Annotated in this window: 24 protein-coding genes and 1 pseudogene; 1 reads left to right on the plus strand and 24 read right to left on the minus strand. The window is 46.8% G+C overall.

Going from position 1 to position 24,628, the window contains the following annotated elements; genetic code table 11:
• Positions 1 to 67: 67 nt before the first annotated feature.
• The 21 genes from flgG to sucC all read right to left on the minus strand — a co-directional run bounded on the left by flgG (position 68) and on the right by sucC (position 20,909).
• Positions 68 to 880, minus strand: coding sequence for a flagellar basal body rod protein FlgG (gene flgG, locus AB4Y93_RS03990; RefSeq protein WP_441889149.1), 813 nt, complete (start codon positions 878 to 880; stop codon positions 68 to 70).
• Positions 881 to 962: 82 nt separating this feature from the next.
• Positions 963 to 1,340, minus strand: coding sequence for a TIGR02530 family flagellar biosynthesis protein (locus AB4Y93_RS03995; RefSeq protein WP_441889151.1), 378 nt, complete (start codon positions 1,338 to 1,340; stop codon positions 963 to 965).
• On the minus strand, positions 1,337 to 1,888 hold the full coding sequence (locus AB4Y93_RS04000) for a flagellar hook capping FlgD N-terminal domain-containing protein (RefSeq protein ID WP_441889153.1): 552 nt from the start codon (positions 1,886 to 1,888) through the stop codon (positions 1,337 to 1,339). Before AB4Y93_RS04000 ends, AB4Y93_RS03995 begins: the two co-directional genes overlap by 4 nt.
• 46 nt (positions 1,889 to 1,934) lie before the next feature.
• Positions 1,935 to 3,383, minus strand: a complete 1,449-nt coding sequence (locus AB4Y93_RS04005; RefSeq protein WP_441889155.1) for a flagellar hook-length control protein FliK — start codon at positions 3,381 to 3,383, stop codon at positions 1,935 to 1,937.
• Positions 3,384 to 3,402: 19 nt separating this feature from the next.
• Complete coding sequence (locus tag AB4Y93_RS04010; protein ID WP_441889157.1) at positions 3,403 to 4,308, minus strand: MotE family protein; 906 nt, start codon at positions 4,306 to 4,308, stop codon at positions 3,403 to 3,405.
• A 32-nt stretch (positions 4,309 to 4,340) separates the two neighbouring features.
• Positions 4,341 to 4,790 (minus strand): flagellar export protein FliJ, encoded by a 450-nt coding sequence (gene fliJ, locus AB4Y93_RS04015; RefSeq protein WP_441889159.1) that lies wholly within the window; start codon positions 4,788 to 4,790, stop codon positions 4,341 to 4,343.
• 10 nt (positions 4,791 to 4,800) lie between these two features.
• Entirely contained in the window at positions 4,801 to 6,126 is a 1,326-nt protein-coding gene (gene fliI / locus AB4Y93_RS04020) for a flagellar protein export ATPase FliI (RefSeq protein ID WP_441889161.1), read from the minus strand.
• A complete protein-coding gene (locus AB4Y93_RS04025; RefSeq protein WP_441889163.1) occupies positions 6,113 to 6,952 on the minus strand; it encodes a FliH/SctL family protein in 840 nt (279 codons plus the stop codon). The genes fliI and AB4Y93_RS04025 overlap by 14 nt, the downstream gene beginning before the upstream one ends.
• On the minus strand, positions 6,945 to 7,958 hold the full coding sequence (gene fliG / locus AB4Y93_RS04030) for a flagellar motor switch protein FliG (protein WP_441889165.1): 1,014 nt from the start codon (positions 7,956 to 7,958) through the stop codon (positions 6,945 to 6,947). The genes AB4Y93_RS04025 and fliG overlap by 8 nt, the downstream gene beginning before the upstream one ends.
• An 11-nt stretch (positions 7,959 to 7,969) precedes the next feature.
• Complete coding sequence (gene fliF, locus AB4Y93_RS04035; protein ID WP_441889167.1) at positions 7,970 to 9,559, minus strand: flagellar basal-body MS-ring/collar protein FliF; 1,590 nt, start codon at positions 9,557 to 9,559, stop codon at positions 7,970 to 7,972.
• 41 nt (positions 9,560 to 9,600) lie between these two features.
• On the minus strand, positions 9,601 to 9,912 hold the full coding sequence (fliE, locus tag AB4Y93_RS04040) for a flagellar hook-basal body complex protein FliE (RefSeq protein WP_441889169.1): 312 nt from the start codon (positions 9,910 to 9,912) through the stop codon (positions 9,601 to 9,603).
• 25 nt (positions 9,913 to 9,937) lie between these two features.
• On the minus strand, positions 9,938 to 10,393 hold the full coding sequence (flgC, locus tag AB4Y93_RS04045) for a flagellar basal body rod protein FlgC (protein WP_167280758.1): 456 nt from the start codon (positions 10,391 to 10,393) through the stop codon (positions 9,938 to 9,940).
• A 6-nt stretch (positions 10,394 to 10,399) separates the two neighbouring features.
• Positions 10,400 to 10,807, minus strand: a complete 408-nt coding sequence (flgB, locus tag AB4Y93_RS04050; protein ID WP_441889171.1) for a flagellar basal body rod protein FlgB — start codon at positions 10,805 to 10,807, stop codon at positions 10,400 to 10,402.
• Between the two features lie 233 nt (positions 10,808 to 11,040).
• The gene (codY, locus tag AB4Y93_RS04055; protein ID WP_441889173.1) at positions 11,041 to 11,811 is read right to left on the minus strand and encodes a GTP-sensing pleiotropic transcriptional regulator CodY; all 771 of its coding nucleotides are present in this window, start codon (positions 11,809 to 11,811) and stop codon (positions 11,041 to 11,043) included.
• 38 nt (positions 11,812 to 11,849) lie between these two features.
• The gene (gene hslU / locus AB4Y93_RS04060; protein WP_441889175.1) at positions 11,850 to 13,253 is read right to left on the minus strand and encodes an ATP-dependent protease ATPase subunit HslU; all 1,404 of its coding nucleotides are present in this window, start codon (positions 13,251 to 13,253) and stop codon (positions 11,850 to 11,852) included.
• A 19-nt stretch (positions 13,254 to 13,272) separates the two neighbouring features.
• Positions 13,273 to 13,818: an ATP-dependent protease subunit HslV gene (gene hslV / locus AB4Y93_RS04065; RefSeq protein WP_167280762.1), complete on the minus strand. Its 546-nt coding sequence runs from the start codon at positions 13,816 to 13,818 to the stop codon at positions 13,273 to 13,275.
• 36 nt (positions 13,819 to 13,854) lie between these two features.
• A complete protein-coding gene (trmFO, locus tag AB4Y93_RS04070) occupies positions 13,855 to 15,186 on the minus strand; it encodes an FADH(2)-oxidizing methylenetetrahydrofolate--tRNA-(uracil(54)-C(5))-methyltransferase TrmFO (RefSeq protein WP_441889177.1) in 1,332 nt (443 codons plus the stop codon).
• A gap of 96 nt (positions 15,187 to 15,282) precedes the next feature.
• Entirely contained in the window at positions 15,283 to 17,445 is a 2,163-nt protein-coding gene (gene topA, locus AB4Y93_RS04075) for a type I DNA topoisomerase (protein WP_441889179.1), read from the minus strand.
• Positions 17,446 to 17,470: 25 nt separating this feature from the next.
• Entirely contained in the window at positions 17,471 to 18,586 is a 1,116-nt protein-coding gene (dprA, locus tag AB4Y93_RS04080) for a DNA-processing protein DprA (protein WP_441889181.1), read from the minus strand.
• Positions 18,587 to 18,768: 182 nt separating this feature from the next.
• On the minus strand, positions 18,769 to 19,710 hold the full coding sequence (gene sucD / locus AB4Y93_RS04085; protein WP_441889183.1) for a succinate--CoA ligase subunit alpha: 942 nt from the start codon (positions 19,708 to 19,710) through the stop codon (positions 18,769 to 18,771).
• Positions 19,711 to 19,748: 38 nt separating this feature from the next.
• Positions 19,749 to 20,909 (minus strand): ADP-forming succinate--CoA ligase subunit beta, encoded by a 1,161-nt coding sequence (gene sucC, locus AB4Y93_RS04090; RefSeq protein ID WP_167280767.1) that lies wholly within the window; start codon positions 20,907 to 20,909, stop codon positions 19,749 to 19,751.
• Positions 20,910 to 21,224: 315 nt separating this feature from the next.
• Here sucC and AB4Y93_RS04095 point away from each other — a divergent pair, with 315 nt between their 5' ends.
• Positions 21,225 to 22,781: a YifB family Mg chelatase-like AAA ATPase gene (locus tag AB4Y93_RS04095; RefSeq protein WP_441889185.1), complete on the plus strand. Its 1,557-nt coding sequence runs from the start codon at positions 21,225 to 21,227 to the stop codon at positions 22,779 to 22,781.
• Positions 22,782 to 22,806: 25 nt separating this feature from the next.
• Here the strand turns inward: AB4Y93_RS04095 and AB4Y93_RS04100 are convergent, their stop codons facing one another.
• The 3 genes and pseudogenes from AB4Y93_RS04100 to AB4Y93_RS04110 all read right to left on the minus strand — a co-directional run.
• Positions 22,807 to 23,175 (minus strand): YraN family protein, encoded by a 369-nt coding sequence (locus AB4Y93_RS04100; protein WP_441889187.1) that lies wholly within the window; start codon positions 23,173 to 23,175, stop codon positions 22,807 to 22,809.
• Entirely contained in the window at positions 23,168 to 23,473 is a 306-nt protein-coding gene (locus AB4Y93_RS04105) for an EscU/YscU/HrcU family type III secretion system export apparatus switch protein (RefSeq protein WP_441889189.1), read from the minus strand. Before AB4Y93_RS04105 ends, AB4Y93_RS04100 begins: the two co-directional genes overlap by 8 nt.
• Positions 23,470 to 24,628, minus strand: a pseudogene (locus tag AB4Y93_RS04110) (hypothetical protein); the annotation flags it as partial. The gene AB4Y93_RS04105 and the pseudogene AB4Y93_RS04110, both read right to left, overlap by 4 nt.

The following is a 24,628-nucleotide window of genomic DNA, read 5'->3' on the forward strand; positions in this document are numbered from 1 at the left end:
CCCTCGCTGATTCGGGGGCTGCGAAGAGCCCCCGCCGATCATATCCGTTAGCTATTGCCTCCTGCTATTAACGTTTCAGGTTAACAACCTCTTGCAATATTTCATCAGATGTCGTGATGATTCGGGAATTCGCTTGGAAACCACGTTGAGCAACGATCATCTCCGTAAATTCATTCGTCAAGTCAACGTTTGACATCTCAAGTTGACCAGCGATAATAGCGCCGGTTCCGAGCGCCGGATCATTAGCCGTTACAATTTCGAACTGACCGTCCGGATTGGCATTTGCTGTCACCTGGTACAGATTGCCTCCCACTTTCTCAAGACCGCTCGGGTTAACAACCTTCACGATACCAAGTTGAGCAACAGCTTCCGTTCCATCTGCCGTTACAGCAAGAATTGAACCGTCTTGACCAATCGAGTACGAGGTTACTTCTTCACCAAGTTGGATTGGCTCACCGTCAGATGAAAGGACGAACATACCATCTGCATTTACAAGCTGTCTATTGGCATCAAGCGTGAAGTTCCCTGCGCGAGTCAGGTAAGTTGGTGCACCGTTTCCAGCCGAGACTGCGAAGAATCCATCGCCGTCAATGCGAAGATCCGTTGGAACGTTTGTTGTCATTGCACTGCCTGGCGTATGAAGCGTATCAATGGAAGCAATTGTTACACCAAGACCAATTTGCTTAGCATTTACCCCACCTTGTTCACCCTCAACCGATGCGGTAACGCCAGAAGTCGTCTGGCTCAAGATGTCACTAAACATAACACGTCCGCCTTTGAAACCAACTGTGTTTACGTTTGCGATGTTGTTGCCGATTACATCAAGCTTCGTTTGAAAACCGCGCATACCTGATACACCGGAATACATGGATCTTAACATATGATTAAATCCTCCTATTGTCGTGGTGAGATTGGCTGCTTCAGTCGGTCGGCAGCCAAAAGGCCTCCTTCTCGGTCCAGCCCTAGCTTAAAATCACCGCACTGTCTATATTCGTAAACACATTGCTTTGCATTTGCTTGCCGTCCATGGCAGTCACAACCGTTCTGCTCGGCACATTGACAATCATCGCAATATCCTTCATCACGATTAAGGAATCCTTTGCACCTTTGGACTCGGCTTCGTCAACCGCATTCATAATCTTTGTAAGTGCTTCAGGCTGCAGTTGAATGCCCCTTTGCTTCATTCGCACTTCCGCATGCTGGCTGAACTTGAGCACCTTCGCATCCAGCATATCCCGGAAACCGCCAGCTTGCTGCGAACGCTGGGATGCATTTTTCGCCCCCGTAAGTGGTGGCGCTCCGACGGGAAACAGATGGTTAATTTTCACACCGTCACTCATACGGAACCATCTTCCTGCTTGCTTGAACCTGAATCTGTTGGTTCAGTCGATTCCTCAGTAGTATCATCAGTGCTTTGGGTTTCTTCACTGCTTTGTGTCTCATTCGAAGCAGGAGCCGCATCTGAAACGGTTACAATATCACTCAATTCGATCATCGTACTATCGTCGAATTTAGCATAGAGTGATCCATCTTGGTTTACGATAGAAGTTACCTTATCATAAAGCAGTTTCGTATCGCCGCTTTCATCCATCTCGTACCAGGAAATGGTCTTCCCAATGATCGAAGAAGCTGTACCTAAGTTTTGATTTAAGGTAGTAAGCTGATCGGACATATTCATGAGCTGTTCAACAGAAGTAAACTGCGCCATCTGTGTAATAAATGCTGCATTGTCCTGTGGCTGCAGAGGATCCTGGTTTTTCAGCTGTGTTACAAGCAATTGAAGAAAAGCATCTTTGCCCAATGCTGTTTTATCCGTATCTTTCCCCGCTGCTTTTACGTTCGAAGTGCTGTAATTGGGCCATGTCACTTTCGAGTATACAGTCGCCATTTCACTCACCTCCATCCTACACGCGCACCGTTTAAGGAGCCTTCGCTTAAGCTGTCACATTGACAGCGCGTCCGTAGCCTAAATCTTGTATCGCCTGCTGCTGGGCAACATCTGCTTCAAATCCGCTATCCTCCTGCAAAGAGTCGCCTTTGGATTTATTTTGATTAGAGAAAGCCTGCTGCCCTGTACTTTGGCCATGTTGACCGTTAGTTAACTGAGCTGCTGATTGACTTGATGTGACTTCAAGCTTGTCTACCGACAAACCTTGTGCCTGCAGCGCTACTCTTAATTGAGCCATCTGATTATCTAGTGCATCCTTCGCATTAGCATTATCCGCGTGGAATAAAGCTGTCAGCTGTCCGTTATGCATTGTAATTCTGACATCAACCTGCCCAAGCTCTTTAGGGAACAGTTGGATGACCGCTTCAGACATGCCATTGCCATGCTTGATATCCAGCTTCTGAATAAAATCTTTCATATTATCAGCAAACTGATCTACAGGTACATTAGCTTGAACCACCGGTGCGAGCTTCGCTGTAAATGGTGCTGTCTGCCGGATAACATCCGTAAACGTTGGTCCTGCAGTTACTGGTGTTTGTTCACTTGACTGAGGAGAGGCTTCCGTCTCTTCCTCAGCGGCCTGCTGATTGGCTGATGCCGCTAGAGCAACTGGATGAACAGCCTGCTGAGTTAACCGTTGTAAATGCACAGATACCGCTGGTGTAGTAGTTGTTACGGTTGCAACCGTAACTTGGTCAGCAGAACCTGACTGTTTCTCAGAACGCACAAGAGAATCCTTTTGCTTTTGTACAAATTGCTGAATGGCACTTAGCTGCTGTCCGATTACGGTTATAGGCTCTTGTAGTGCAACCTGTTTCATCGTACCTTCTTGCATCGCCGTTTGAAGCTGTAATAAGGAGTCTTGTACCTTGCTTGTAATTGCTGCTAGCTGCTGACCATCTTGTTCAACTGCATCAGTTGGAACAGAACTAGAGGACTGGTTCTGCTGCGGTACTGGTACCGGAATACCAAGCAGGGCAAGCAAAGCATTCAACTGATCTAACATAGCATTAAGTTCTTTGGAATCCTGGTCTTGATCTGTATCTGTTGAGTCACTCTTGATGTCTTGCAAGTCAGCAAGCAATTGATCAATGATATCCATTAATTCTGCCACTGGATCGGAGACAACACTTGGATCTGTAGTTACGGTACCTGTTGCTGGCACAGTGCTTGTGGTTGTCTGATCGACAGTAGCATCTGTCGTTGCAGCCGCAGTAGTTGCTGATGTATCTTCTGAATTCTCAGCTTTTACTGTCGTAGAAGCAGCTGCATCACTTTTTTCCGTTGCCCCTTTATCACTCTTCATCTGGTTAGAGAGTGTTTTCTGGAACTTGTCGCTGCCTCCTGTTTTAGCTTGACCGGAAGTTTTACCGGAAGAAGGAGCTGCTGGTGCAGTTGGTGCAGTTGGTGCTGCTTGAGGAATGGTCATTTCCATTATTCTTTCACCTCCTCTCTTAGTTGCCAGCCATAAGCTTAGACATCAGCTGTGCGGTGATGTTCTGATTAATGCCAGACATTTCTGCTAGAATAGCAGAACGCGTTTTATCATCAACCGTATTTAAGATTCGGATTACTTTACTAGGACTAATGTTCGCCATTTTCAAAAGCAGCTCGCCCGCACTCTTCGCATCCATAGCTGCAAATGTTGCACTCAGCTGGTTACTGCTAAGCTGGGAGGATGGCTGTTTTGTTTCAGCCGGTTTTGCTTTCTTCAGCTCCGCTTGCAGCGCTGCAATCTGTCTGTCCTTCGCTGTCACCGTATCCTTCAGCATCATCGTTGCTTCAGCTGCAGTTTGTGGGTTCATCTTCTCCAAAATTCGAACACGGTCATCTGGTCTCATAGAATCCAGAACGAGGAGCATTTCATCCATGGTCATGCTTTGCAAAATCGGTGCTGCTTTACTTGGTGTAATTTTGCTGTACATACCCGCTAGTTCTTGAATTTTGGCCTGATAGGCTTGATCGTCTGCTGTTTTCACTTCATTAGAAGCAGTCAGCTTGTCGATCTTCTCCTGCATGCTTTTTAGTTCTTCTTCTTGCGTGCTCTTAAGTTGGGTCGTCTCCGCAAGTGCTGTTTCTTTCTCCTGCAGCTGCGCTTGAAGTTCGTCGATCTTACGGCTCAAATTCGCTGATTTCAGTTCATTGTCGTTTGGCTGTCCATCAGCTGTCTTAGCGTCAGGAAGCACATCCCTCAGGAACGGCACCGAGTTGCCAATTTCGAGCATCTGATTACGAGTTTCTGTATTCAAAAGAACGTATAACGCGCCAAGCAGGACAATCGTAAACAAGATCGGCGTCATAAAAAACATTAACCGCTCGAAGCCGCTATAACCTTGTTTCTCTATATCCATATCCGCCATATTCATTCACTCCCTTTACCTTGCGCCGCAGATCATGATGGGATGGACACCTTGAATCGAACGGTAGCCATCTCATCTAGTTCATTTTGTTCCTTGATCTGCATTACATGCCGGAAACGGTCTCCCGCATGCTCCTTCGCTTTCAGCCAAACCTTCTCATCCTTCATTCTCTCCGCCAGGTTCGACCGGTTATGTTCAACCTTTCGCTCCGCATGCTTGACCTCGGTTAACTTGTTGGCAATGCAAGAATCCAAGTATTCCAAGTAATGCTGCATCAGCTGTAGTTCGGACAAGGTAACTGCCTCATGCGAGCTTTCATACTGTTTGCTTTCCCACTCTGTCCGTTTCGTACGAAGTTCAGCAAGGCTTAACTCCTCCGCTTGCAATACTCCTATTGCCGATGACAGCTGCCACTCTGCTTGTGTTTTCTCGCTCGACTTCAAATCTACGATCTTCTGATATGCGTATCGAAAGGATGCCATTTACCTATCGTCATCTCCTGTGGAATTCCATCATTAATCTTTCTTGTGAGTCAGCCAAAGTGACCTTTTCATTCGTTTTTTGCTTTGTAAATTGATAGATGGCATCAATATTTTCTATTGCCATATCAATTTCTTCATTTGTTCCTCGTTGGTACGCCCCAATATTGATTAAGTCTTCCGAATCTCTATATAGAGATAGTAGTCTCTTAAGATAATTGGCAGCATCCTGTTGTTCTTCCGTCACGATTTCCTTCATGACACGGCTAACAGAGGCCAAAACATCAATGGCAGGAAAATGACCTTTGTTCGCCAGTTGTCGATTTAGCACAATGTGACCATCCAATATTCCGCGTACTGCGTCGGCTATTGGTTCGTTCATATCATCGCCGTCAACAAGTACGGTGTAAAAAGCAGTAATCGAACCAGTTGGTCCTGTACCTGCACGTTCCAACAGCTTTGGCAGCGTAGCAAATACAGAAGGGGTATACCCTCTTGTTGCAGGAGGTTCGCCAATCGCAAGTCCTACTTCACGTTGTGCCATCGCATAACGGGTGACGGAGTCCATCATCAGCATGACATTTAGTCCGCGGTCACGGAAATATTCCGCAATCGAAGTGGCAATAAGTGCACCTTTGATCCGTATTAATGCCGGCTGATCCGAAGTTGCAACAATAACTACCGAACGGGCAAGCCCTTCAGGGCCCAAATCCTTCTCGATGAACTCTAGCACTTCACGGCCTCGTTCACCTATTAGGGCAATGACATTCACGTCAGCAGAAGTGTTCCGGGCGATCATGCCAAGCAGCGTACTTTTACCAACACCGGAACCTGCGAAAATACCAACGCGCTGACCTCTGCCTACAGTAAGAAGTCCGTCAATGGCACGTACACCGATACTTAGTGTCTCCGTGACACGTGGACGGGTAAGTGGATTACTAGGTTCGTTATGCGTTGAATAATTTTGCATTCGGCTTGGAAGGAATGATCCGTCCAGGGGTTGACCTAAACCATCAAGTACTTTACCAAGCAATTCTGAACCTACTTGAACCGATAAAGGTTTTCCGGTACCTACAACATCACAGCCTGGCGAAATAGCATGCAGCTCACCTAGAGGCATAAGAATGACTTTGTTCTGACGAAACCCTACTACCTCCGCTTTAATTGGCTTCGCGCCTTTTGCGGGGTAGATCAAACATACATCTCCGATACTCGCATCGGGACCTTCGGATTCAACGGTTAAACCTATTACCTGTGTAACCTTGCCATTCACACGTATGGGATCAAGATGCCGAAGCTTATCTACATACTTGGAGCTGTCCAGTTTAATACCGCTCATCTGCCATACTCCGTTCTTCATGGCTTTGATTGGCAAGCTGTACAAGCTCGCGTTTAATTTCGGATAATTGGGTATCGATTCTTGCATCTATACTTCCGAATGCGGAACGAATTACACAACCGAAATCTTTCACCGTAGCATCTGGTATAATCTGAAGCTCTGCTTGCGAATCGATCACAAGATTAAGCTCCTCCCTAGCCGCTTGAACAAAAGCAAGCTGACCCGGTGAGACACAAAGGGCAATAACACCTTGCTCTCTTCTTCGGGATAAGGATTTACGTATAAGCTCAAGTGCCATATCTGGAGCTTCAGCAAGCTGCTTGCCGATTACTTTCTCCGAAATGGAGACGCTCAGCTCGACAAGAAATGGCTCAGCTTCTTGAATGATTTGCTCACGCATTTCATAGGCGGATTTAAGAATCGTACTTGCTTCCGCTAACCGGCTTTCCCATTCTTTCTGAACAGCCAGTTCAGCTTGCTCGCGGCCTTCTGAATATCCCTGTTCAAATCCCGCTGCACGTGAGGCTTCAGAAACCGTCTCGTCTTCAAGCCGTTTCTCCAGCCACCAAGCATCGATCTTGGCTTCTGCTGCAACTATCATTTGATCGCAATGTTCACCAGCTTCACGTATACGTTCTTCGGCGAATATTTGTGCATCTGCGATGATTTGGTCTCGTATGGAGATTGTCTCCTCATCCGGACCTGTCTCTTCAATAATCTCTTCAATCGCTTCTTCTTGCTCTGCAGCTGCATGTTTGTTGAGCCAGTAAAGCTGTTTCAGCTGGTCGAGTGCGATTACGCTTGAAGACTTTATCAAATTAGACAATGATATCATCTCCTCCGCCGCGGGCGATGATAATCTCGCCGGCTTCTTCTAGCCTGCGAATCGTAGCGACGATACGGGTTTGAGCTTCTTCAACATCACGCAGCCGGACAGGACCCATAAATTCCATTTCTTCCTTGAATGTATCGGCCATCCGTTTCGACATATTGCGGAAGATGGCTTCCCGAACTTCTTCGCTTGCCACTTTGAGAGCGAGCTGAAGATCGGCATTCTCAACATCACGGATAATACGTTGAATGGAACGGTTGTCGATGTTGACGATATCTTCGAAGACAAACATGCGCTTCTTGATTTCTTCTGCCAATTCCGGATCTTCAATCTCGAGAGCATCCAGGATAGTACGTTCCGTACCGCGGTCAACACCATTCAAGATTTGAACGATCGAATCAATACCGCCTGCATTCGTGTAATCCTGAGTTACTGTAGCCGAAAGCTTTTGTTCCAGCACACGTTCAACCTGACTAATAACTTCAGGAGAGGTACTGTCCATCAAAGCAATTCTGCGGGCAACATCAGCTTGCTTCTCTTGTGGAAGCGAAGACAGGATATGTGAAGATTGCTCGGATTGCAAATAAGAAAGAACAAGTGCGATCGTCTGCGAATTCTCATTCTGAATAAAGTTCAAGATTTGAGTCGGTTCAGCTTTACGTGCAAAATCAAACGGCCTAACCTGAAGCGTTGCCGTTAAGCGATTAATTACCTCAACTGCCTTCTGCTCACCCAGCGCTTTCTCCAAAATCTCTTTCGCATACGAGATGCCGCCTTGCGAAATATATTCTTGAGCTAAACAAATTTGATGGAAATCGCTAAGAATCTGTTCTCTCTCTGCGCTGTCTACTTTCCGGACATTGGCAATTTCAAGAGTGAGCTGTTCGATTTCTTCTTCTCTCAAATGCTTAAAGATTTGGGCTGAAACTTCCGGTCCCAGAGTAATGAGCAGAATCGCCGCCTTTTGCCGGCCGGTTAATCCATTGAGCGGTCTAACCATAGGAACCACCTCTATTCATCCACAAGCCAGGTGCGGAGCAAGTTGACAAATTCATCTGGCTTGCGTTTGGCGAGTGTTTCTAGATTTTTACGAGCCTGGCTGTCATTGTTTACACTTTCAAAATCAATCGTAGGGAATTCCGGTTTAGCCGAAGTTTCGAGCAATGCTGCTGCTTCTGCTTCTGCTGCCGCTTCTTCTTCAGCACGCTTTCTACGTCTGCGTACGAGCATAACGGATAGGCCGCCAATCAAAGCAAGTGCTGCTGCACCAAGTCCAATCGCCCATTGGGTAGATAAACCGCTAGTCGATGTCCCAGCATTATTAGCAGCAAAGTTTTGACCGAGAATTGTAACTTTTTTCGCAATTAGTGCGTCATCAGTTAAATCCTGACCAGAATCAGCAAGCTGTGCACGAACAACAGAGCTCAAGAAGTCTGTAAGTTCCTTACGGGATTGAGTCGTCAATTTGCTTTGCTCTACGCCGATGCTGATCGATAAGTCTTTTAATTGATAAGGTGCAGATTCGATCTGATTGTTAATGCGGTCATAATCATAGTTCGTTACACGTGAGCTTTGTTCGGATGAACCATTTGTGCTGCTCGTTGCCGTATAGCCAGGAACATCTGTCTCACCAGTACCAGCTACTCCGCCGGCTGGTGTCGAACCGTTCGTTGATGTGCTGTTATCCTGCTGCTCACTTACGATAATGCCGTTGTTATTGTTGTCAACAAGCGGCCTCACCAAGTTTTCTTGTGATACCTTCTTGTCGAAGTTGAAGCTGCTTGCAACACTAATGACCAGATTGTCACCAATCATTGGGGACAAGAATTGTTGAATGTTCTTTTTTACTTCGGCTTCGTATTTGCGTTGAATCAGGAACTGAGTCTCGGCAGCATCTGTAGCTGCACCAACTTTATTGCCGTCAATCTCTGAAGATACTAGCTCTCCTTGCGGACTCGAGATCGTAATATCTTTCACCGCAAGTTTTGGCACTGCCGTTTTCACCAGATTGTAATACCCGTCAACTTCTTGTTGGCTTGGACGATATCCAGCCGTGAAATTCATCATAATCGATGCTGATGCCTGTTCTTTTTCTTCCGCCGACAGGAAGACTGATTCTTCCGGCAGGTTGATGAGAACTTTAGAACTTTGAACACCTTGCATCCGATTAAGCAATTGTTGAACTTCGCCATTCAGCGCATTGATGTATTTGACGTTAAATTCATTCTCCGTTTGTCCAAAGGCACTGCCGCCGTCAAAGGCTTCGAAGCCAATCGAACCATTCTGTACTAGGCCTTGCGAACCAACGTCTACACGGGTTCTTGTCGCTACAGCACTAGGTACCGAAATACTCTTGCCATCCGCGCTTAGTTGGTAAGGGATACCGTTTCCATCCAAATAAGTCATAATTGCTGCTGCATCCGTCGTATCTAGATTCTGAAAGGCTACTTCATAATCTGTTCGTGTGAAAATATAAGTCAAAATCACAATCGTCAACAACAATGCAACAATCGATGCCCCCAGCCCTATTTTTTGCTTTTTGCCCATTTGACCCCAAAACTGTGTGAGTCTCTGTCGGTATAGGGCGATTCTTTCGTTCACGTCGTCACCTCACCCAACTTCTGTCTAGTTCGAAAGCACTATTAAACTTGCATCCGCATAATTTCTTGATAGGCATCGATGACTTTATTGCGAATTTGTGAAGTCAGCTGCAAGCTAAGTTCTGCTTTCTCAGAAGCGATGAGAACTTGTGAAACATCAACCTGGCCGATCATGTATTTATCGTTTAGCTTATGTACTTCTTTTTCCTGCGCATCCACGCTATTGAGTGCCTGTTCCAAGTATTGTCCAAAAGAATTCGTCATCTCTGCAGGAGTAGCCTGCTGCTGAGGCTTCGCTGTTTCGAGCAGCTTGGTAACGGCTTGTGCGGGATTCATTTGCAACGGTTGAATCATGTCCGTTCCTCCGTCTTATTCAATTTTATTTCCCAATCTCTAAAGCCTTTACGAACATGGCTTTTGAAGCATTAAGAGCCGTCACGTTCGCTTCATAGGAACGGGAGGCTGAAATCATATCGACCATTTCCTTTGCGACATCAACGTTAGGCATATTTACATAGCCGTTTGCGTCCGCGTCTGGGTGGGTTGGATTATAGACAAGCTTGGTTGGCGACTGATCCTCTATAATTCTGGTTGCCTTCACGCCTTGTGCTTCAGAAGTCCCTCCAAGCTGCTTATTTAACAAATCGGAGAAGGAAGAGGTTTGGTTTGTTGGTTCAAGTACGACCATTTTCCTCTTATACGGTACAAATTGACCATCTACATAAGAGGCCCGAGTCGTCTCGGCATTCGCGATGTTCGAGGAAATAACGTCCATCCGTAAACGCTGTGCGGTTAGTGCAGAAGCACTGGCGTCAAAACTGCTGGAAATCCTCATTTCTTATTACCTCCCTTCAATAGCCGTAGTCATCATTTTCACATCATGATTGATTTGTTGAATATAAAAGTTGTAACTGAGTTGGTTTTTAGCGAGCAACGACATTTCACGATCAATATCGACATTGTTCTCATTGTTATTCATTTGAGACAAGTTGTCCGTTTGAACCTGTGCAGTTGGGACGGTCCCACCCGACTTGCCAATCGGAATATGTCGTTCATTCGTTCGTTTGCCCTGAAGTCCCATATTGCCTCCCATTTCTTGAGTGAGAAGCTCTTCAAACAATACTTCCGAACGTTTGAAGTTAGGAGTATCGACATTTGCGATGTTATTGGAGATTACGCCTTGGCGCATTTCCGCCGATTTCACCGCACTTTCCAGTCGCGCAAATGATGTGCCATTAAGTACATTCACGTTGTGTGTCACCACTTTCAGTTAGAAGATCTTAAGTAATGTATTCAACAGATTCTGAACCATTCCTTCTTTCTTCGACATTAAATTATGAAAATTATGAGACTAAACTGTCGAGTTTTGCCGACATGTTAATATTCAACAATTGTCCAATTTATTACAATAAGAAAAAAGCCCTATCTTTAAAATCAAGATAGGACTTTACGATGAATTTCTATAGGATATATTTCCCAGGTCTAATTTTTAATTTTCTCTAATTCCTGAAGCAATTGATGATTTAAGATTTTAATATAGGTACCCTTCATGCCTAAAGACCTTGTTTCAATAACGCCTGCACTTTCAAGCTTGCGAAGAGCATTAACGATAACGGATCTCGTAATACCTACTCGATCTGCGATTTTAGATGCAACAAGCAAGCCTTCTTTCCCTTCCAATTGCTCGAAAATATGCTCTACGGCTTCCAGCTCACTGAAAGAAAGGGAACCAATCGCTACTGAAACAACAGCACGGCTGCGCGCCTCCTGCTCAACTTCTTCCGCACGTTCACGCAAAATTTCCATTCCGACAATTGTCGATCCGTACTCCGCAAGTATCAGATCATCATCGTCGAACGAACCATTCGTACGAGTCAGGACTAATGTACCTAGACGATCTCCACCGCCTGTGATGGGTACAACTGTCATAATTTCTTGCTCGCCAAGTGCAGGAAAAGTCTCATAAACCCCCGAGTCCGGTGTCACATTTGTCATCGGTTCCTGCATGTCCAGAAATAGGCTGTTACTCACTTGCGGGAACCGCAGTTCTTCAACAGACATCGACCGGAGTGTATCGTGATCATAAGGATTCACAGCTGCACAGCCTAGAACCTTCCCTTTACGGCTGACTACAAATACGTTCGTCTGGATCGTACTGCATAGTACCTCAGCCATTTCTCTGAAATTGAGCGCTTTGCCGGCTGCTCGTTGCAGCAACCGGTTCAGCGTTCTTGTTTTTGTAAGTAAAGTCATGCTAAAGCCTCCCAAAACTCATCCCAACTACATTTGAACTACAATATATATTGACTCAAATCGCGATTTTTCGCAATGGCCCCCACTTTATCTCTTACATATTCAGGGGTGATAACCATATGGTCCAGGCTAATATCCGGTGCTTCAAAGGATAAATCCTCAAGCAGCTTCTCCAAAATCGTATGAAGCCTGCGGGCACCGATATTTTCTGTATTGCGGTTTAAATCTGCTGCGATTGATGCAATTTCTTTAATCGCATCGTCAGAGAATTCAATCGAAATACCTTCTGTTTGAAGCAGAGCTGCATACTGCTTAGTTAAAGCATTCTTTGGCTCTGTCAAAATACTGACGAAATCTTCCAAGCTAAGTGAGGTTAGCTCTACCCGTATCGGGAAACGCCCCTGAAGCTCTGGAATCAAATCAGACGGCTTCGCAACATGGAATGCACCAGCTGCAATGAACAGAACATAGTCTGTCTTTACTGGGCCGTATTTCGTCATCACCGTCGAACCTTCCACAATAGGAAGAATGTCACGCTGTACGCCTTCACGCGATACATCAGGACCATTACCTCTTGACGGACTTGCGATCTTATCAATCTCATCGATGAAAATAATACCGGTCTGTTCTGCACGAGCTACCGATTCCGCGATAACATCGTCCATATTAATCAGCTTGTTAGCTTCTTCCTGGATCAAGACTATGCGGGCTTCTTTGACGGGAAGCTTACGCTTCTTCGTCTTCTTGGGCATGAATTGACCAAGCATCTCCTGCATATTCATGCCGCCCATGCCTTCTGGCCCTTGACCTCCAAGCATATCCAGCATTGTAGGTGAATTATCCTCGATCTCGATTTCTACCGTTTCATTCTCCAGCTTACCTGCAGCAAGATCATCACGTGCCTGAGAACGTTTCAGTATAATATTAGCGTCCTGTTCGGGCTCTTCAACGGTTTCCTTGCTGCCTTGTTGATTTCCAAAAAGCATTTCGAACGGATTTTTTGATGATTTTTCTTTCACCTTCGATGGCACGAATAGTGACACGAGACGTTCATTCGCAAGCTTCTCGGCTTTATCCTGAACTCGCTCGGTCTTCTCTGCTTTAACTATACGTATAGCCGTCTCAACCAAGTCACGTACCATAGATTCTACATCTCGGCCGACATAACCGACCTCAGTAAATTTGGTCGCTTCTACTTTGATAAATGGTGCCTTCACTAGTTTGGCAAGGCGGCGAGCAATTTCGGTCTTGCCCACACCAGTAGGACCAATCATCAAAATATTTTTTGGAACAATCTCATCACGAAGCGCCTCGTCGAGCATACTTCTGCGATAACGATTACGGAGAGCTATGGCGACAGATCGTTTTGCAGGCTTCTGACCTACAATATATTTATCGAGCTCGGCTACAATTTGACGAGGGGTAAAAGCTTGATTTACCATATTCTATTCTCCTCCGTTTTTAGCCAATTTCTTCTACTATAATATTATGATTCGTATAAACACAAATGTCGGCTGCTGTTTCGAGTGCTGCTCTAGCAATTTCTTTTGCTTCCATTTGTGGAGCATACTTCTGCAAGGCTCTGGCTGCTGAGAGAGCATAATTACCTCCTGAGCCGATGGCCAGGATACCATCATCTGGCTCAATGATTTCACCATTACCCGAAATTAGCAGCAAACCTGACTGATCCATGACCAACATCAGTGCTTCAAGTTTGCGAAGGATTCGGTCGGACCGCCAGTCTTTAGCAAGCTCTACTGCAGCCCGCTGAAGATTGCCATGATGCTCCTCCAGCTTCCCTTCAAATTTCTCAAATAAAGTAATGGCATCGGCTACAGAACCAGCAAAGCCTGCAATAACTTGCCCGCGATATAATCTGCGGACCTTCTTCGCTTTATTCTTCATCACGACGCTGTTCCCAAAAGTGACTTGACCATCGCCAGCAATAGCCCCTTTGCCTTCGTGACGAACCGCACATATTGTAGTGGCGTGAAATTCCATGTCCATCTCTTCGCCCTCCTCATTCATGCAAATAATAGCTGCTTATACGTTTATATGATCGAAATGTTCCTTCTTGAATCTCTCGATGCTGTCCAGTGCACGATTCGCAATCGCTTCATTCTTTTCTTTCTTGTTCCGAATGCGGTTCTCCAGCGGCGGGAACAAGCCAAAGTTTGCGTTCATCGGTTGGAAATGCTTGAAGTCAGCTGTTGTAATATAGTTCGCCATGCTGCCCAAGGTTGTATCTACAGGCAGAACAAGCGGATCAAGACCTTTTGCCAATCTCGCTGCATTAAAGCCAGCAATCAAACCAGAAGCGGCTGATTCGACGTATCCTTCAACACCAGTCATCTGGCCTGCAAAGAACAGATTATTGCGGTTCTTAAGCTGATAAGTCGGCTCAAGCATGCGCGGAGAGTTAATGAATGTATTACGGTGCATAACACCGAAGCGTACAAATTCTGCATTCTCAAGCCCTGGAATAAGTGAGAATACGCGCTTCTGCTCTCCCCATTTCAGGTGTGTCTGGAAGCCTACCATGTTATAAAGCGTGCCTGCAGCATTATCTTGGCGCAGTTGAATGACTGCATGAGGAAGCTTGCCAGTATGCGGATTTACAAGGCCAACAGGCTTCATTGGCCCAAACAGTACCGTTTGCTTGCCACGGCTTGCCATAACTTCAATCGGCATACAGCCTTCGAAATAAACTTCTTTCTCGAAATCCTTCAGTGCAGCCGTCTCAGCGGTAACAAGTGCTTCATGGAAGATCTCGAACTCTTCTTCCGTCATCGGACAATTGAGGTATGCCGCCTCACCTTTGTCATAACGGGATGCGAGGTACACTTTACTCATATCAATCGAATCTTTCTCGATAATCGGAGCAGCAGCATCGTAGAAGTAGAAATATTCTTCACCAAGCAGATTACGAATTTTTTCGGACAAAGCCGGAGCCGTAAGAGGTCCAGTTGCAATAACAACAATGCTGTCTTCAGGAATGTCGGTTACTTCCTCCGTACGAACCTCCACAAGTGGATGCTCATGCAGGAGACGAGTAACTTCGCCAGAGAAGCCATCCCGGTCCACGGCTAGTGCTCCGCCAGCCGGTACGGCATGACGATCTGCACTTCCGAGAATCAAGGAATCCAAACGGCGCATCTCTTCCTTCAGTACGCCAACTGCGTTCGCAAGGCCGTTCGCACGCAAGCTGTTACTGCATACAAGTTCAGCGAAGTTATTAGTGTGATGGGCAGGTGTTTTCGTCTCAGGACGCATTTCATACAGAATGACAGGCACCCCTTGGGATGCTATTTGCCAAGCTGCCTCGCTTCCTGCAAGACCTGCGCCAATTACGATAACGGATTGTTGTTGTGACAATGTAAAGACCTCCAATATATGCTAACACGGTAACAAAACACAGTTGTCCCCCCTGTGTAAGGGAGGACTCTAGTTGTGGCCGCATCTGTTCTAAATTTAAGCTTGTTCTTGTTCCTGCTCTTTTCCCTGTTCATTCTCTTGCTCTAGCTCTAGCTCTTGCTCTAGCTCTAGTTCGTTCTCATCATCCAGAATCTCTTCTGAATAATCACAGGACGGACACAGAAGCTTTGCACCACTGCGGTTTCTTTTCTCGACAAGCATCGTCTCACAATTCGGGCAAGGCTTATTCGTTGGTTTATCCCAAGATACATAGTCGCAGGTTGGATAAGTATCACAGCCGTAGAAGATCCGTCCCTTTTTGCTCCGGCGTTCAATGATTTTGCCTTTCGCGCATTTCGGACAAGTGACGCCAATATCCTTCACGATTGGCTTCGTGTTCCGGCATTCCGGGAACCCTGAACAGGCAAGAAATTTGCCGAAGCGTCCCATTTTGTAAACCAAATGACGTCCACATTTCTCGCAGAGCTCATCTGAAACCTCGTCTTGGATCTCGATCTCCTTCATTTCCTCTTCGGCAACCTCAAGTCGCTTCTCGAAGGACTCATAGAAGGAAGAAAGCACTTTAACCCAATCTTCCATACCGTCTTCCACATGGTCAAGGTCGGATTCCATCTTCGCCGTAAACTCTGAATCCAGAATTTCAGGGAAGAACTCCTCCATTAATTGATTGACCAAATCGCCAAGCTCGGTTGGAATAAACTTCTTCTCCTCAATTGCCACGTATCCGCGCTTTTGGATCGTTTCAAGGGTTGGAGCATACGTACTTGGACGTCCGATGCCAAGTTCCTCAAGCGTCCGAACCAACCTTGCCTCCGAATAACGCGGCGGCGGTTGCGTGAAATGCTGTTTCGGTTCAATGGAATCGGAATAAACCACATCACCAACAGCAAAGGGAGGAAGGAATTTATGCTCTTCCACTGTCCCGTCATCATTGCCCTCTACATACACTTTCATGAAGCCGGCGAATTTGATTTTTGAACCGTTCGCCCGGAAGGTTACTTCTCCCGATTTCAAGTCCACGGTCATTGTATCAAGTACAGCAGAGGACATTTGACTGGATACGAAACGTTCCCAGACCAGCTTATACAAGCGGAATTGGTCACGGCTCAAAAATGGCTTCATCGTTTCCGGATCACGAAGTATCGAAGTTGGCCGAATAGCTTCATGGGCATCCTGCGCATTACTGTTCTTCTTCGTATAGACACGAGGCTGTTCAGGAGCAAATGGCGCTCCATATTTACCTGTGATATATTCCTTTGCCTCTTCCTGCGCAATAGGAGAGATCCTGGTGGAGTCCGTTCTCATATAGGTAATGAGACCAACTGTACCTTCCTTGCCAAGCTCTACGCCCTCATACAGCTGCTGTGCGACTGACATCGTCTTGGAGGCACGGAAGCCCAGCTTACGAGCAGCTTCCTGCTGAAGCGAGCTTGTAATAAACGGAGGTGCTGGATTGCGAAGACGTTCCTTCTCTTTCACTTCGGCTACTTTGAATTCATTACCGGACAAAGCAGCAAGTATAGTCTGCATCTCCTGCTCGTTGCCAAGCTCCCGCTTTTCACCACGAATAGAGTGATACTTCGCTTCAAATGGAACACCTTGCTGGGTTAATTGAGCTGTAATAGACCAGTATTCTTCGGGAATGAATGCTTCGATCTCATTCTCACGGTCAATAATCAGCTTCACACAAACGGATTGAACCCGGCCTGCGGACAGTCCTTTTTTGACCTTCTTCCATAACAAAGGACTAATCTTATAACCTACGAGACGGTCAAGAATCCGTCTAGCCTGCTGGGCATTAACCAGATCCATATTGATTTTGCGCGGCGTTTTAAAAGCATCCTTAACCGCCTGCTTTGTTATTTCATTAAATACGACGCGACATGTGTCTGTCTCATCCAGCTCTAAGTAATGGGCCAAATGCCATGCGATAGCTTCCCCTTCTCTATCGGGGTCGGCTGCAAGAAAGACATGTTTGACTTTTTTGCTTGCGTCTTTTAATTCTTTTAATACACTGCCCTTACCGCGAATCGTAATATATTTTGGTTGAAAACCATTCTCTACTTCGACGCCAGTCTGACTTTTGGGCAAATCGCGAATATGGCCCATCGATGCTTTAACGATATATTTGCTTCCCAAATATTTACCGATCGTCTTGGCTTTGGCCGGTGATTCGACGATTACTAATGAATCTGCCACGTTAGGCGCCCCCTCTCACTACAAGTTACAACGCTATATAAACTGCCCCTGGCTGTTGTTCGATTGTCCGTTTTATACATAAATTTATCAGAAGTGCGCTTAAATGTCCAAAAGGGATCATCGTGAGCTGGTGCAATTCGTTAATTGTTAGCGGACGATCCCGCAGCAGATCGATGATTTTCTGCTCCTCGGGGGTCATGCTTGCCATCTCCGCAAACGTTTTTTTGGCGGTAATAAGGTTCCGCAACTCCTCTTGCAGCCAGCTGTATTCCTCTAGAATATGAGCCGCACTGCTGACAAGCTTGGCACCTTCCCGAATCAGACTGTTTGGTCCATCGCTCTTAGGCGATGAGATTGGACCGGGAATTGCGAATACATCACGCCCCATCTCGAGCGCCTGGTCCGCTGTAATGAGCGATCCGCTGCCTTTCGCCGCCTCCACAACAATGGTTCCCAGTGACAAGCCGGCAATGATCCGATTCCGCAGCGGAAACATGCCCGGATGCAGTGGTGAACCAATCGGCGTCTCCGATACGACAAGCCCTTGCTCGATAATATGCTGATAGAGTGACCGATTCTCAGCCGGATAACAGTTGTCGACAGCACTTGCCAGTACGGCAATTGTGCTTCCAAGGCCTCGTAATGCCGCTTCATGTGCCTTACTGTCTATCCCGCGGGCCAAACCGCTTACAACCGTTAAACCTTGCACAGATAGCTGCTCAGACAGCGAGAATGCAGTATGGCGGCCATAGGCGCTAGGATTTCTCGTTCCAACCATAGCAATGGACGGTCTTCCGAGTAATTCCAGCCTGCCGAGTGCATAGAGCACCCATGGAGGCTGAGGAATTCGTCGTAAGTATTCCGGATACTCATTATCATAAGGAGTTAGTACAGACGCTCCAAGCTTCATCGCGCGAAAATATGGCATGTCTGCCTTATCAAAAGGCTCGCTCCATCTTCTCGCCGCCGTCTCTGCTTGTGCCCGCCCAAAACCGATAGCAAGCCATTCTGCTGCACTTGTGCCGTCTAGAAACTCCCAAGCTTTATGAGCAACCGCTTTCTGAACGGTATGCCAGCCAATGCCCGAACATTCATGCAGCATGATAACCATCTGCTTACATTTATCAACATTAAGCGTCATATTAGCTGATCTCTCCTTATAGGAGGTCAGCCTGCATTCTTTCCTATTGTGCGTTACATGGCAAAAGAATGCAAGTCGACCCGTTATTTTCACAAAAAAAAGCAACCTTCCAAACCCTAATGGGCATTGAAAGGTTGCTTACCTTTAAATATAAGAGAATCTTTGTTAAATGCTGTGTACTACTAGGCTTGAGCTACGCCTGTTGTACATTTTTCAAGCAAGCCTTGCTCCTCAAGAACCGATACAAGCGTAGAGCCCATGTCGGATGGAGTAGGAGCGACTTTAATGCCACATGCTTCCAAAGTCGCGATTTTTTCCGCTGCAGTACCTTTACCACCGGAAATAATTGCGCCTGCATGTCCCATACGTTTGCCTGGAGGCGCTGTAGCGCCACCGATGAAACCAACAACAGGCTTCGTCATGTTCGCTTTGATCCATTCAGCAGCTTCTTCTTCTGCTGTACCGCCGATCTCACCAATCATGATTACCGCATAAGTCTCAGGATCTTCGTTGAAACGGTTCAAGATATCGATAAACTCGGAACCTTTTACAGGGTCGCCGCCGATACCAACTGCCGACGATTGGCCAATGCCGCGAGTCGAAAGCTGATGAACTGCTTCGTAAGTCAGAGTTCCCGAACGGGAAACAACGCCTACATGGCCTTTTGTATGAATGTAGCCCGGCATAATGCCGATTTTGCACTCGTCAGGTGTAATAACACCTGGGCAGTTAGGACCGATTAGAGTCGTTTTGCTGCCTTCCATGTAACGTTTTACTTTCACCATATCAAGTACTGGAATACCTTCAGTAATACAGATAACCAGATCAAGACCAGCGTCTACCGCTTCCAAGATCGAGTCTGCTGCGAATGCTGGCGGAACATAGATAACCGATGCTGTTGCACCAGTTGCTGCTACCGCTTGCTCTACTGTATTGAATACAGGAAGAGATACAACATTGCCGTTCTCAAGTGTAATATCGACGTTTGTGCCGCCTTTACCAGGAGTTACGCCGCCCACCATTTGAGTACCGTATTCTAATGCGCCTTTCGCATGGAACAAGCCTGTTGCGCCTGTAATCCCTTGAGTGATTACTTTTGTATCTTTATTGACCAAAATGCTCATCGAATTTCACATCCCCGTTAATGAATTCGTACGCGTAATTATTTCACGAGATTTACGATTTTTTGCGCGCCGTCTGCCATCGAGTCAGCTGCAACAATGTTTAATCCCGATTCGTTCAACATTTTTTTACCAAGCTCAACGTTAGTACCTTCCAGTCTTACAACCAGTGGACGGTCCAGGCCAAGCTCTTTCGCAGCTGCAATTACGCCGTCTGCGATAACGTCACAACGCATAATGCCGCCGAAGATATTAACGAAAATACCTTTTACGTTCTCGTCGGACAGAATGATTTTGAACGCTTCAGTAACTTTCTCTTTTGTAGCGCCGCCCCCTACGTCCAGGAAGTTGGCAGGGTCGCCGCCGTAGTATTTGATGATATCCATAGTGGCCATTGCAAGACCTGCACCGTTTACCATACAGCCGATATTGCCTTCAAGGGCGATATAGCTCAGGTCATATTTCGATGCTTCGATTTCTTTCGCATCTTCTTCTTCCAGGTCGCGAAGCGCCACTATATCTTTGTGACGGTACAGAGCGTTGGAATCGAAGTTCAGCTTAGCGTCAAGTGCCATAACATTACCGTCGCCAGTAACAACAAGCGGGTTGATCTCAGCGATCGAGCAATCTTTATCAACGAATGCTGTATAAAGTGCGATCATGAATTTAACCGCTTTGTTAACAAGCTCGTTGGGAATGTTGATTGCATAAGCCAATTTACGCGCTTGGAACACTTGCAGACCAATTGCAGGGTCAATAACTTCTTTGATGATTTTTTCTGGCGAATGAGCTGCTACTTCTTCAATCTCTGTGCCGCCCTCTTCAGAAGCCATCATTGTTACGCGACCTGTACCACGGTCAATAACAACACCTACATAGTATTCTTTCTTAATGTCGCAGCCTTGCTCGATAAGAAGACGTTTAACTTCTTTACCTTCAGGGCCAGTTTGATGTGTAACGAGCACTTTGCCAAGAATTTCGCTGGCATATGCACGAACTTCATCGATGTTTTTTGCTACTTTAACGCCGCCGGCTTTACCGCGCCCGCCTGCGTGAATTTGCGCTTTAACAACTACAACTGGGGTACCCAGTGCTTGCGCCGCCTCTACCGCTTCATCAACGGAGAATGCTACCTTTCCTTCTGGAACAGCAACACCGTACTGTTTCAGGACCTCTTTGCCTTGATACTCATGGATATTCATTGTTTGAAATCCTCCATTTCACAGACTCGACTTCAGTCATATGTACACAAACCTTAATTATTGTAGCATTATTTATGTCATATTTCGACCCTTCGGGTTTCGGTTTTTTGATATGGATTTCATCTCAAAATGAGATTAAATACGATCAAATGGCAGGCGGACTCCTGTAGTATGCCCTATTTTTTAGAAGAATTCATACTTGTTTTTCCATTATTGACAAGCATACAATTCATCTACTATGATGCTGTTAACAATACTTTAAAAATCGGACGTGAGGAAGCACCTTCATCCATTCTCTTGGGGGTGCTTTTTGTTTTGTTCAGTTTCATACATAGCAGCAGTGTACTAGGTGTTGAAGGAAAAGGAATTGCTGTAGAGGTAGATATTGCTAGCGGCCTTCCGCAAGTTAGTGTCGTTGGCCTGCCAGATCCCGCCGTGAGAGAATCCGTTGAGCGGGTTAGAGCTGCAATCAAGAACAGTGGCTTCACTTTTCCTCTTGACCGTATTACGGTCAATCTCGCCCCTGCTGACCTTCGAAAAGAAGGCACAGCCTTCGATCTGGCAATCGCCGCAGGGATACTAACAGCTAGCGGGCAGTTAGAAGCATGGCCTTTTAACAATACAATGCTTATCGGTGAATTGTCGCTGAATGGCGAAGTTAAGCCGGTTCCGGGCGTTCTTGCCATGATTGAACAGGCGAAACGTTCTGGCATTCGGAAAGTACTGCTTCCACTTGCAAATGCCAAGGAAGCAGCTTGGATTATGGACATGGAATTGTACGCGATTACACAATTGAAAGATCTTGTTCTGGAGAGCAAAGGGGAGGAAGCCTGGACGGCTATCCGATTCGACGCCGTAAGCAGCAGAGCGGACACCACCGCTGTTGATGCTGTAGAGCATTCCGAAGTCTATGGTGATTATAGCGATGTATACGGTCAGCAGCAGGCGAAGCGCGCGCTGTTAATAGCGGCAGCAGGTAAACATAATATCATGTTTGCAGGACCTCCAGGCACCGGTAAAACGATGATGATCCGCCGCTTGCCCGGTATCCTGCCTCCACTTACGGAAGAGGAAGCCCTTGAAGTAACGAAAATATACAGCGCAGCTGGCAAGCTCTCCACAGATGCCCAAGGCTTGATCCGTACCGCCCCTTTTCGCTCGCCTCACCATACGATATCGGCTGGAGGGCTGATTGGTGGTGGTTCAGTCCCTAAACCTGGTGAAGTGACGCTTGCTCATCATGGCGTTCTATACTTGGATGAATTGCCTGAATTCTCAAGGCAGGTGCTTGAAGTATTGCGTCAGCCACTGGAGGACGGTATCGTTACGATCGCCCGCTCGAGAGCGGTCTTTCATTTCCCAGCAAAACTGATGCTTGCCGTTTCTTTCAACCCTTGCCCTTGTGGTTATGCTGGTCATGAAACAGCAGAGAAAAGATGTACCTGCAGTGACTCCTCCATCGCAAAATATAGAAGTAAGATGTCTGGTCCGCTGCTTGACCGAATTGATATTCAGCTTGAAGTTCCACGACCAATCGAACTCGAATCTCCTGTTAACCAAGCAGCAGCTATGAGTTCTGCGGAAATACGAACACAAGTTCTTGGTGCGAGAAATCGAAGAGAACAACGAAACATAGAGTTAGGCCTTAAGACGGATAAACGACTATCCGGAGCCGCGCTCCGGCGATCTATTCTAATGAAGGAAGCCGCATTCAGCCTGTTGGACAATGCACTTACTGTGCTGAATATTAGTATGCGGGCTTATGACAGAATCCTGAAGCTTTCGAGGACAATTGCGGATGTAGAAGGCTGTGAATATGTCGAGGATGTTCATGTAGCCGAAGCCATTCAATATCGGAGACTTGACATATAAAAGAATAAAAGCGGCTTTCTATTCATTAGAAAGCCGCTTTTATATGTTTCATTTCGCTTATTGAATCGTCACGACCCATCGTTATTGCAATGACATCAAACCGCATTGGCGGATAAGCCGCCTGACGCATCCTCAAATAGACTTGGGCAATTGCAGCTACCTGCTGCTGTTTGCGGCGGTCTACCGATTCCGCAGCGGTGCCGAAGCGACCTCCCGCTCGGCGCGTTCTTACTTCTATGAAGACCAGCAGGTTGTCTATCGAGGCAATGATGTCAATCTCGCCTGAGCGACAACGCCAGTTCCGTTCGATGATTGTATAGCCTGACTCCTCAAGGAAGGAAGTAGCTGCTTCTTCACCAGCCATTCCAGTCTGCCTTCTGCGATCCTCACTCATCCCAATCCCTCGCTCTTTGGTCCGACCGATAAACAAAGCTTAGTATCTCGGCTACTAAGGTATAGAGTTCGGGAGGAATCGACTGATCAACATCAAGCTTGGACAGCACTTCAACCAAGGATTTGTCCTGTTGTACTGGAACATCATGTTCTGCTGCCTTTTCCAAGATCTGTTCAGCCAAATGCCCACTACCCTTTGCAACCACAACAGGAGCTTTGTTTATACCAGGTTCGTATTTTAACGCAACCGCCTTGCGTACCGATTTATTCACTTTACTATCTTTCTTCTCCGAACTCATATCAGAAAGTCTACCCCTTTGTAACGCGTGTTTACGAATTGATCCGGATCAGGCGGCAGCTTCCGTTTGGTTCCTTCCCCTTCTTCACTATCGCTTCTTGTAGGTGTTGTCCGAAGAGACAATAATTGATATCCGGCTTCATTTAAGCTTGCTGCAATTTCGGAACGGGAAGAATCAACGAGAGCTGATATCGCGGGATGATCATTCCATAACGTAAGGCTGACGATTTTGTCCATCACATTCACATCCACTAACGTCTGTCCTAAGTTTTTCATCGACAAGTCGAACAATAATCGGCAATTAGCTGCATCAAGTTCACCTTGCCGCCCCCTTCTTGTCTGAATGTGAACCGAAGCTGTCTGATTCCCATCAGGGCTGTTCAGTGGTACAAACATCGTAATATGGGAGAAAACAGCACCGTTGCGCTCAGGTGATAATAATAGCTGCTGTCCAGTAATCTGTTGAACTAGCTGCTGCGCTGTTTCTCGTAGAGCAGGCGGAGCATCATTCGAAGAAGCAATGGCGAGCAGTGTACTCTTAAGGGATTCCTGTAATGTTGGCTTACCGTCTTCATTCTTGACGCCGTCAGGTGCGAGCTGCTGGAGCGCAGCTGAAGCTGGGAGTTCACGTTGCCGATCAATATTTAACGACTTCGGCTCCTTATCTCCTTGCAAGGCTGCATCCTGTTGTTCATGCTCGACTGCTACCTGCGGAGCAGGAGTGCTAGGACGCTGTCCTTCCGTAGACGGATGACGAGATACTTCTCCCGCATTCTGGCCGCGGCCAGCGGTTGGTTCTTCAACAGCCTGAGGATTAGGCGCAACATTATTCGCCGCCAACTTGGATTGCTCAGACACGTTTGGTGCGGCTGGAGGTGGTAACTGCTTCGACAATTGGTTCTCATAGTCGACACCCATCCATTTCATCATCTGGCCAAGCCAGTTGGATGAAGGACCGTCAGCGGCCGCACCGGGGCGCACGCCTTGCTGCGCCGCGCTTTGCTCCGCGGGCTCCGCTTCCGCGGCCGCTGGCGCTGCAGGCGCGGCAGTGCTGCCCGCGCCCGTGCCTTCGGCGCGCTGCGCTGCTGGCGCCTGCACGGGCGCGGCCGCCGCGGGCTGCTCCGCGGCGGCGCTTTGCAGCGCTGCGCCTTCGGCG

It is taken from the genome of Paenibacillus sp. YAF4_2, from assembly GCF_052113225.1.
Classification (GTDB): Bacteria; Bacillota; Bacilli; order Paenibacillales; family Paenibacillaceae; genus Pristimantibacillus.

Bases quoted from the DNA above. Each gene is read 5' to 3' on its own strand.
- flgG (WP_441889149.1), bottom strand. From the start codon at position 880: ATGTTAAGATCCATGTATTCCGGTGTATCAGGTATGCGCGGTTTTCAA.
- AB4Y93_RS03995 (WP_441889151.1), bottom strand. From the start codon at position 1,340: ATGAGTGACGGTGTGAAAATTAACCATCTGTTTCCCGTCGGAGCGCCA.
- AB4Y93_RS04000 (WP_441889153.1), bottom strand. From the start codon at position 1,888: ATGGCGACTGTATACTCGAAAGTGACATGGCCCAATTACAGCACTTCG.
- AB4Y93_RS04005 (WP_441889155.1), bottom strand. From the start codon at position 3,383: ATGGAAATGACCATTCCTCAAGCAGCACCAACTGCACCAACTGCACCA.
- AB4Y93_RS04010 (WP_441889157.1), bottom strand. From the start codon at position 4,308: ATGGCGGATATGGATATAGAGAAACAAGGTTATAGCGGCTTCGAGCGG.
- fliJ (WP_441889159.1), bottom strand. From the start codon at position 4,790: ATGGCATCCTTTCGATACGCATATCAGAAGATCGTAGATTTGAAGTCG.
- fliI (WP_441889161.1), bottom strand. From the start codon at position 6,126: ATGAGCGGTATTAAACTGGACAGCTCCAAGTATGTAGATAAGCTTCGG.
- fliG (WP_441889165.1), bottom strand. From the start codon at position 7,958: ATGGTTAGACCGCTCAATGGATTAACCGGCCGGCAAAAGGCGGCGATT.
- fliE (WP_441889169.1), bottom strand. From the start codon at position 9,912: ATGATTCAACCGTTGCAAATGAATCCCGCACAAGCCGTTACCAAGCTG.
- flgC (WP_167280758.1), bottom strand. From the start codon at position 10,393: ATGAGGATTTCCAGCAGTTTTGACGCCAGTGCTTCTGCACTAACCGCA.
- codY (WP_441889173.1), bottom strand. From the start codon at position 11,811: ATGACTTTACTTACAAAAACAAGAACGCTGAACCGGTTGCTGCAACGA.
- hslU (WP_441889175.1), bottom strand. From the start codon at position 13,253: ATGGTAAATCAAGCTTTTACCCCTCGTCAAATTGTAGCCGAGCTCGAT.
- hslV (WP_167280762.1), bottom strand. From the start codon at position 13,818: ATGGACATGGAATTTCACGCCACTACAATATGTGCGGTTCGTCACGAA.
- dprA (WP_441889181.1), bottom strand. From the start codon at position 18,586: ATGACGCTTAATGTTGATAAATGTAAGCAGATGGTTATCATGCTGCAT.
- sucD (WP_441889183.1), bottom strand. From the start codon at position 19,710: ATGAGCATTTTGGTCAATAAAGATACAAAAGTAATCACTCAAGGGATT.
- sucC (WP_167280767.1), bottom strand. From the start codon at position 20,909: ATGAATATCCATGAGTATCAAGGCAAAGAGGTCCTGAAACAGTACGGT.
- AB4Y93_RS04100 (WP_441889187.1), bottom strand. From the start codon at position 23,175: ATGAGTGAGGATCGCAGAAGGCAGACTGGAATGGCTGGTGAAGAAGCA.
- AB4Y93_RS04105 (WP_441889189.1), bottom strand. From the start codon at position 23,473: ATGAGTTCGGAGAAGAAAGATAGTAAAGTGAATAAATCGGTACGCAAG.